The 8,008-nt window shown below is 65.6% G+C and carries 6 protein-coding genes; 3 read left to right on the top strand and 3 right to left on the bottom strand.

Translation table 11 applies throughout. From position 1 onward, the window contains the following. Positions 1–1,012 precede the first annotated feature (1,012 nt). On the top strand, positions 1,013–1,333 hold the full coding sequence (locus J5F18_RS13330) for a PqqD family peptide modification chaperone (RefSeq protein ID WP_346299093.1): 321 nt from the start codon (positions 1,013–1,015) through the stop codon (positions 1,331–1,333). 154 nt (positions 1,334–1,487) lie between these two features. Here J5F18_RS13330 and J5F18_RS13325 read toward each other — a convergent pair whose 3' ends face one another. The 3 genes from J5F18_RS13325 to J5F18_RS13315 are packed head-to-tail and all read right to left on the bottom strand — an operon-like array spanning position 1,488 to position 5,528. Beyond that, positions 1,488–3,314: an ABC transporter ATP-binding protein gene (locus J5F18_RS13325; RefSeq protein ID WP_346299092.1), complete on the bottom strand. Its 1,827-nt coding sequence runs from the start codon at positions 3,312–3,314 to the stop codon at positions 1,488–1,490. Beyond that, positions 3,311–4,504 (bottom strand): nucleotidyltransferase family protein, encoded by a 1,194-nt coding sequence (locus J5F18_RS13320; protein WP_346299091.1) that lies wholly within the window; start codon positions 4,502–4,504, stop codon positions 3,311–3,313. Before J5F18_RS13320 ends, J5F18_RS13325 begins: the two co-directional genes overlap by 4 nt. Next, positions 4,494–5,528: a hypothetical protein gene (locus J5F18_RS13315; RefSeq protein WP_346299090.1), complete on the bottom strand. Its 1,035-nt coding sequence runs from the start codon at positions 5,526–5,528 to the stop codon at positions 4,494–4,496. The genes J5F18_RS13320 and J5F18_RS13315 overlap by 11 nt, the downstream gene beginning before the upstream one ends. A 177-nt stretch (positions 5,529–5,705) precedes the next feature. Between J5F18_RS13315 and asd the strand changes: the two genes are divergently transcribed. Both asd and J5F18_RS13305 read left to right on the top strand, forming a co-directional pair. Next, a complete protein-coding gene (gene asd, locus J5F18_RS13310; RefSeq protein ID WP_346299089.1) occupies positions 5,706–6,818 on the top strand; it encodes an aspartate-semialdehyde dehydrogenase in 1,113 nt (370 codons plus the stop codon). Positions 6,819–7,089: 271 nt separating this feature from the next. Next, on the top strand, positions 7,090–8,008 hold a 919-nt coding region (locus tag J5F18_RS13305), incomplete at its 3' end, for a FimV/HubP family polar landmark protein (protein ID WP_346299088.1).

The following is an 8,008-nucleotide window of genomic DNA, read 5'->3' as shown; positions in this document are numbered from 1 at the left end:
CAAGGCGCATGCCTGGATTCGTCACGGGTCGAGCGTGGTGCTGGGTGGCGATACCGGGGAGGAGTACTCACCCATCTCCTGCTTCGTGCATGCGCCTTCCGTGGCGCGAGGTCACGCCCGGTGAGGGCGATCGCTTCCACTTTGCCACCGATCTCCGTGCCTTCCGCTCCTGGCCAGGCCTCTCCCTGGCGATCGACGAGTCGAGCGTGGCCGCCTCCCTGCTCTCCCCCGGGGATTGCCACGACATCAGCTTCTTTCGTGGCGTCTATCCGCTGACCCCGGGCCGCGTGTTGCGCGGCGGTCGTCTCGACAGCTGCTACACCTGGTCCCCCCGTCTCTGCCCGCTATCCCCTGCCAGGCGCCGGGCGCGTGCAGTGCCTGCTGATGCACCACGGGCACCTGGGCAGCCGCATGGCGACCTGGGCGCACTGGTCTGCCGAACACGGGTTGATCTATCGCTACCCCCTTTTCGGCCGCCCGAAAAGGGCATGAGCGATGAGCATCTGGCCGGTTTCGACTCGCTCTGTTCGGCGGTTCAGGCCTGGCATCTGTGGCGACGATACATGCCATCTGGCCGGTGACCAGGTATCACATGCTTTCTTACCATGACTTAAGCGCTACTCGAAAGGCGTTGACCGCTTTCCGCTCGTTTACGATAGTTAACACAGCCTTATGCATTCTCTTCAACGGGTGTGTTTGGCTGATTGAGCAGTCGTATGGCCGGCGGGCTGGCCAGGCGAGTGCAGGTCAAGGGCAACGACGGAGTGGCATGAAATGAAGCAGACATCGGATGTGAAGCAAGAAGTCGCCGGCAGGAGCCGGTGGGTAACGCCGGAGCTGTCGCGCATGAGCGTCGAGCAGACTCTGTCCGGAAAGAGCAATTTCATGAAAAACTGGAAGGGGGGACGACCTCCTCATAGTTTTAAGAATGGTTCCTAAGTCAGGAGCTTGATTCGTTGACAGGGATGTCATTCTTGCCATGAGTCCTGAGTTTATCACCGGGTGCCGCGATATGCCCAATCAGTTAAATATGAAAAGCCAGTCGGAAATGACAAGCCAGTTGGACGTCCAGAGCCGAGTCCAGCGATCCCCGTCACCCCTTGCCTCCCGGGTGGGGGATGACCTCGTTCTCTTCAGTGTCAACAAGGGAATGTACTACGGGGTTCCCGTCGTCGGAAGGCGAATCTGGGACCTGCTGGAAGACCAGGTTACCGTGTCGGCGATCTGCGATCAGCTGATGCAGGAGTTCTCGGTGGATCGAGATGCCTGCGAACACGAGGTGCTCGATTTCATCGGCCAGCTGGAGGCCGAAGAGCTGGTGGTGAGGCGTTGATCAGCGGCCCTGGGTCGAGGATCAAGCAATCGGGAGCCGGGCATTGAGCCCGGCTCCCGGTTTTTTGGGCTCCTCGCAGACTGGCGTGAAGCTGCGGACAAGGGGCAAGGGGCAAGGGGCAAGGGGCTCGCCCCTCGCCCCTCGCCCCCCGTCCCTATACCTCAGCATCCCTGTAGTGAAATGCCTGCTTGTTGAAGAGCTTGCAATAGGTGCCGCGCTTGCGGATCAGCTCCTCGTGGGTGCCGCTTTCACAGATTCTGCCTTGATCCATCACATAGATATAGTCGGCCATTCGCACGGTGGAGAGCCGGTGGCTGATCATCAGGGCGCCGCGATGGTTGATTCGCTCCCGGAAGTTCTCGAACATCTCGAACTCGGCCTCGGGATCCAGCGAACTGGTGGGCTCGTCGAGGATGATAAAGGTCGACTTTCTCAGGAAGGCGCGCGCCAGCGCGATCTTCTGCCACTGTCCGATGCTGATCTCCTGGCCCTCGTCAAAAATGCGGGTAAGGGGGGTGTCATAGCCCTGCGGTAGCCAGCCGATAAAGCCGTCGGCGCCGGCGTTGATGGCGGCCGTCATGATGGCGGGTTGTTCAACAGAAGAGTGGATATCACCGAAGTGAATATTCTCCTTCACGCTGGTCGCGTATTGGGAGTAGTCCTGGAAGATGACGCTGAACAGGTTGCGGTACTCTGCCGGACTGTGCTGTCGGATATCGACGCCATCCAGGGTGATGCGGCCCTGGGTGGGGTCGTAGAGCCGGCAGAGCAGCTTGATCAGCGTGGTCTTACCCGACCCGTTGACGCCCACCAGCGCAACGACCTGACCCGGGCGGATGCTCAGGTCGATGTCCCAGAGGGACGGCGCCGGCGAACCGGGGTACTGGAACCCGACTTTTTCGAAGCGGATGCCTTCGCGAACGGGCGCCGGCACCGCCACCGGGTGGCTCGGCTCGCCGATCTCGGGCCGAATATCCAGGAACTCGAAGAGCAGCCCCATGTAGAGGTGGTCTTCATAGAGCTTGGACAGCTGCTGCACCAGCTCCTGTCCCATGGTCTGGGCACGCTGGAAGATCAGCATGAACAGCACCAGATCCCCGACGCTGTTGCGTCCTTCCGCGGTCTGCCAGGCCAGGTAGGCGAGGCTGGCAAAGAAGGCCACGGCCGCGGCGCTGCCCACGGCCACTTCGAGACGGGTGCGGCGCTGAGTGATCTGCAGGCGCTCACGGCGAATTTTGCCCCGCAGCTTGGCGTAGCGGGCTCGCAGGTGCTCGCCCAGCTGGTAGATGCGCAGCTCCTTGGCGTGCAGGTTGGAGGTCATCAGCCAGTCGAGGTAGCCGGCCTTGCGCTCCATCTGCGTCCGGCGGAGCTGCCAGTCGTAGAGGTGTCGCGTGAAGTGCAGGCGCACCAGCAGTCCCGGGAGGATGGCAATCAACAGCACGGGAAGCAGCAGCCATTCGATGGAGACGATCAGGACCACGACGGCCGCCAGCATGAGGCTGTTTCTCGACAGCATCATCAGGTTGCCGATGACCTGGGCGGGGCGCTGGTTGCCTGACTCCCGCGCCCGCTCCAGGGTGTCGAAATAGCGCGGGCTCTCGTAGAAGGCCAGGTCGGCACTGACGGCGCGCTCATGCACCTTGCCGTCGATGTAGTCAGCCACCAGCAGCGACTGGGCTTCCTTGGCCAGGTTCGACAGGGCGCGGGTCACCATGAAGGCCAGGGTCGCGCCCCCCGTGAAGGCCACGTAGCGCAGGACCTCGGGCATGCCCTGGGCCGCGCTGGCCTGGTCGCCCAGCAGGGTCGTGACCAGGTCGACCAGCTGCTTGAGCAGATAGAGCGCCGCCAGGCCAAAGCCGACCTCGAGTACCATGAGAAAGGTGGTGAGCAGGGCGCACTTGCTGCTGCTGGCCCAGAGCAGTGGCAGCACCCGGCGAAGGGTGACGAGGGGTTCCAGGATGGCTCGCGGGGAGGGCATCATCGTGCTGGCCACCTCATCTTGCTGCTTTTGGCCAGGGCGCGGTAGGGCCGGATGGCGTAGTAGAGCCATTGCCAGCGGGGTGGCAAGGGGAGGAACCGGTAATCGATATACCCCGGCCGCAGGGGGCTGACCCATTCCCTGACGCGGCTCGCCCACCGATAGGTTGGCGTCGTCTGCCAGGCGAAGCCGAACTCCCGACCGGGGCGTCGGCTGCGCAGTGCCAGTTCGGCCTCGAGCCCGCCCTGCAGCGTGGCGAAGCAGGCCTCGAGCAGCTCGCGGCTGCGTGGGCCGAGGTGCGGGGAGTGTTCGGGCTCGGGAGTGGCGAGTGCCTGGTAGAACTCCAGGCAGGCCTCGAAGGTGGACGCCAGGCCGCGTCGCTCGGCGCAGGCGTAGGCCGCTGCCGCATCGAAATCGGGATGTCGCAGGATGGCATCCAGGTCGACCAGCCAGTGAAGGTGTGACCAGTAGTGGCGCGTGTGATGCAGGCAGATGTAGACAAAGAGTTCGCTGGTTGGCATGGCGTACAGCAGGGTGTCGCCGGCACGGTGGGCGACCCGGCCCTCGAGGATCGCCTCGGTCCGATAGATGCCGGCGCCACGGTCGAAGTCATGGTGGACCTCGATGCAGACGCCTGAGGGAGAGACCAGGGTCACCACGGCCTTGGCCTGGAGGGCAAAGGCGAGGCTCTGCCTGTCCGGTAGCAGGGCCTCCGGGTCGAGGGGGCGATAGCCGTGCTGCAGGGCGACTTCCAGTAGCTCGATGCAGCGATGGCGGGGCACCAGCAGGTCAATGTCCCGGCAGGTTCGCATGGCCGGGTCATCATAGTAGCGGGCCGCCAGGGCCGGCCCCTTGAAGAAGAGATGGGGGATCGCCAGGGGGTCGAGAATCTCGGTCACCAGGCGCTGCTGTTCGCCGGCGACCAGCAGATTACCCTGAACGAGCCCCAGGGCCCGCTGATGCAGGTGAGCCATGTCGGCCGCGGTCAGCGTCGGTGGTGACAGCTCGTGCAGGTGGCGATGCACCAGCGGCAGTATCAGCTGCCGCTCTGCCCGATTTGCCACGTCATCCCATGCCTCGATGCGGTTGCACAGGGCCAGGGCGGCCTCTCGCTGCGCCTCGGACAGCTGTAGTCGGGCCAGCAGGATCAGCAGTCGAAGCGCGGCGTCCGGGGACTGGGGCTTAGCTGGCATCTCCCGCTCCCTCATGGATCTGTTGAATCAGCGGGATCAGGCTCTCCTCGACCCTTTCCAGCGACCAGGGGCGCCGGTAGCGGTAGACCCGGATCTGCCGCGCCAGGTCGGCGCCATACTGCATCAGCCTGGCAGGACCATTGAAGTGTTGCCCCCACTCCGGCAGATAGAGGGCCGACATCACGATCCGGAAGGCCTCGATCCCCTCCACCGGCTCGATGCTGGCCGGTTCATCGGGGGACACTCGCTCCAGCATCACGAGCGTTTTCAGCGGCTCGTTGCCATGGGTGAAGCCCAGGTGCCCGTTCAGATGAAATTTTTCCGTGCGGGTCCGGTCCCGGACCAGGCCCTGGCGCTCGATTCCCAGGCGTTTCAGGGCGTCCCGCCACAGCTTGAGGCGGGGGGGACCCGGGTAGAGGGTGGGGTGCTCCTCCTCGGGCTTGATCACCCCGACATCGTCGCTGACCAGCTTCCAGCCGTATCGATAGTGCAGCCAGGCGGCCAGGGTGGACTTGCCCGCCCCGGAATCTCCCGTAAAGCCCCAGACTCCGCCAGGGGTCTGGACCGCGCTGATATGCAGCGGCAGCCAGTTCCGCTGGTGGAGCAGGGCGCCCAGGGCGCTGCCCAGCAGGTAGAGACGCAGATCACCCTCGTCGACCGTCGTACCACCGACGGGTGCCAGACGGCGATCGATTCGGATGTGCCTGCCCTCCTCGATGCGATAGCGGGCGATGGGATCGAGGAGAAACTGGCAGCGGTTGTGGCTGCACTGAAGCCATGGCGTGCTGAGCTCGGCATCGTCCAGCTGGCCGGGCAGTTCGCCGAGCTCGACGCGAATGTCGGGGCGGGTGTCCGGCGGCAGCGCCTCGAGTTCGGGGAGCTCGAGCTGCGAACCGATCCTCAGTCCATAGGTGGTGTAGTACCGGTAGGCAGCGGGGGCGTGGGGCTTGCGCCTTTCCGCCGCGGAAGGTGGGGACGGTACCGGTGCACTGTCCTGTGCAGGGAGAACTCTGATGCCTGGCATGATCGGTCTGCGCCTCAGTTCCGCCGTTGTGTAAATACACTGTAACCGGTATGCCCGTCGTGCCAAGGATGAAAAATGCCAGCCTCGGGGTGAGGGGGGCGTCATTCTGGTGCCCAGCTGCCTGAGCTGGGAGGCTCGTGTATAATGCTTCCACATTTGCTTTCTGGAGGACTTCACATGTTGAAAGTCGGTTTCGTCGGTTGGCGCGGCATGGTCGGCTCCGTGCTGATGCAGCGCATGGTGGAAGAGGGCGACTTCAAGGGCATCGAGCCGGTCTTCTTCACCACCTCCCAGGTCGGCCAGGCCGGCCCCGACGTCGGCGTTGACGTGCCTCCCCTCAAGGACGCCTACGACCTCGACGCCCTCAGGGCGCTGGACGTGGTCATCACCTGCCAGGGCGGCGACTACACCAAGGCGGTCTATGGCGACCTGCGCAGCGGCGGCTGGAAGGGCTACTGGATCGATGCCGCCAGCACCCTGCGCATGGAGGACGAGGCCACCATCATCCTGGATCCGGTCAACCGCCATGTGATCGATGCCCAGCTGGCCCGCGGCGCCAAGACCTTCGTTGGCGGCAACTGCACCGTCAGCCTGATGCTGATGGGCCTGGGCGGCCTGTTCGAGGCGGACCTGATCGAGTGGATGACCTCCATGACCTACCAGGCCGCCTCCGGCTCTGGTGCCAAGCACATGCGCGAGCTGCTCAATCAGATGGGCACCCTGCGCGACAGCGTGGCCGATGAGCTCGCCGACCCGGCCAGCGCCATCCTCGATATCGACCGCAAGGTCACGGCGGCCATGCGCTCGGGCGACTTCCCTACCGAGAACTTCACCGCGCCCCTGGCCGGCAGCCTGCTGCCCTGGATCGACGTCAAGCGCGACAACGGTCAGAGCAAGGAAGAGTGGAAGGGTACCGTGGAGACCAACAAGATCCTCGGCCTCCAGGACAACCCGATTCCCATCGATGGCCTCTGCGTGCGCATCGGCGCCATGCGCTCCCACAGCCAGGCCTTCACCATCAAGCTGAAGAAGGACGTGCCCCTCGACGAGATCGAGGATCGCCTGGCCAGGCACAACGACTGGGTCAAGGTGGTGCCCAACGACAAGGAGGCGACCATCCGCGACCTGACCCCGGCCGCTGCCACCGGCACCCTCACCGTTCCGGTGGGTCGCCTGCGCAAGCTGGCCATGGGCGGCGAGTACCTCTCCGCCTTCAGCGTCGGCGACCAGCTCCTCTGGGGGGCCGCCGAGCCGCTCAAGCGCATGCTCAGGATCCTGCGCGAGCAGTAAGTGTCCCACGGCCCCGGCAACGGCAGGGCCGGTTGCGGTGACCAGGGCGGGGCGCCTCCTTCGGGGGCGCCCCGCTTGCGTTGGATGACACCTCGGTTCGCCAGTCCCGGATCAATGGCTTACGTTGAAGTCATCGGGCCTGACATCAGCCAACACCGACGCGCCGGGACGGTGAATGTGGTACACAGGTACCAGAAGAGCCACGTCTCGACCTCGCATCGGGTACGCGGGACCCTCCGCCGGATCCCGCCGATGGACGCAAGGGAACTCCATGAAACGCAAGCTGACTCTCGCCATGCTGCTCTCGTTCTCCGCCACCAGTCCCCTGGCCCTGGCCCTGGGCCTGGGAGAGGCGGAGGTAAGCTCCACGCTCAACGCGCCACTGCGTGCCACCATCCCGCTGACCGATACCGCCGGCATTCAACCCGGGCTGCTCAATGTCTCGTTGGCCGATGAGCGGGCCTATGCCGCGGCGGGACTTGCGCGGACCCCTCTGGCGGCCGGGGTGCGCCTGGCGGTGGACCAGCGCCAGGGCCGCCTGGTGGTGGACCTGACCACCGAGCGCCCGGTGCGCGAGCCCTGGCTGGACCTGCTGCTGCGCTTCGACTGGCCGGGTGGCCAGCAGCTGCGCGAGATCACCCTGCTGCTCGACCCCCCGGACTACGACCAGATGCCGGCCCTGGTGGTCGGTAGTCGGCGCGTGGCGGCCGCCCCCGCCACCGCCCCGGCACCCTCGGTGTCGCCGTCGGCCTCGGCGGTCAGCCCCGCCGCGGCACCGGCCCGGGCCGGCGACCCGGCCTGGGTACGCAGCGGCGATACCCTGTGGGCCGTGGCCGGGCGCCTGCGCCCCGACAGCGGCATCAGCATGAACCAGATGATGGTCGCCCTGGTGGAGGCCAATCCCGAGGCCTTCCCCTCCGGCAACATCAATGCCATGCGCGCCGGCTTCACACTGGTGGTCCCCGGCCGAGAGGCGATCACCGCGCGTAGCGCCGCCGATTCCGACCGGGTCGTGGCCCAGATGAACCAGGCCTGGGCGAATCGCGGCGGTGGGGCGCCGGCCCCGGTGCCCATGGCGCCCACCCGGGCCGTCGCGGCGGCGGTGTCCGCCGACGCTCCTGCGCCTGCCGCTGAGCCATCCGACGACGTCCTCGGTGACCCGCCAGCTCCCGACGCCGCGCAGGCCGAGC

This window comes from Halomonas sp. BM-2019 (assembly GCF_017584085.1).
The sequence above is the reverse complement of the archived record's forward strand: the minus strand, read 5'-3'. Positions and strand labels throughout refer to the sequence as shown.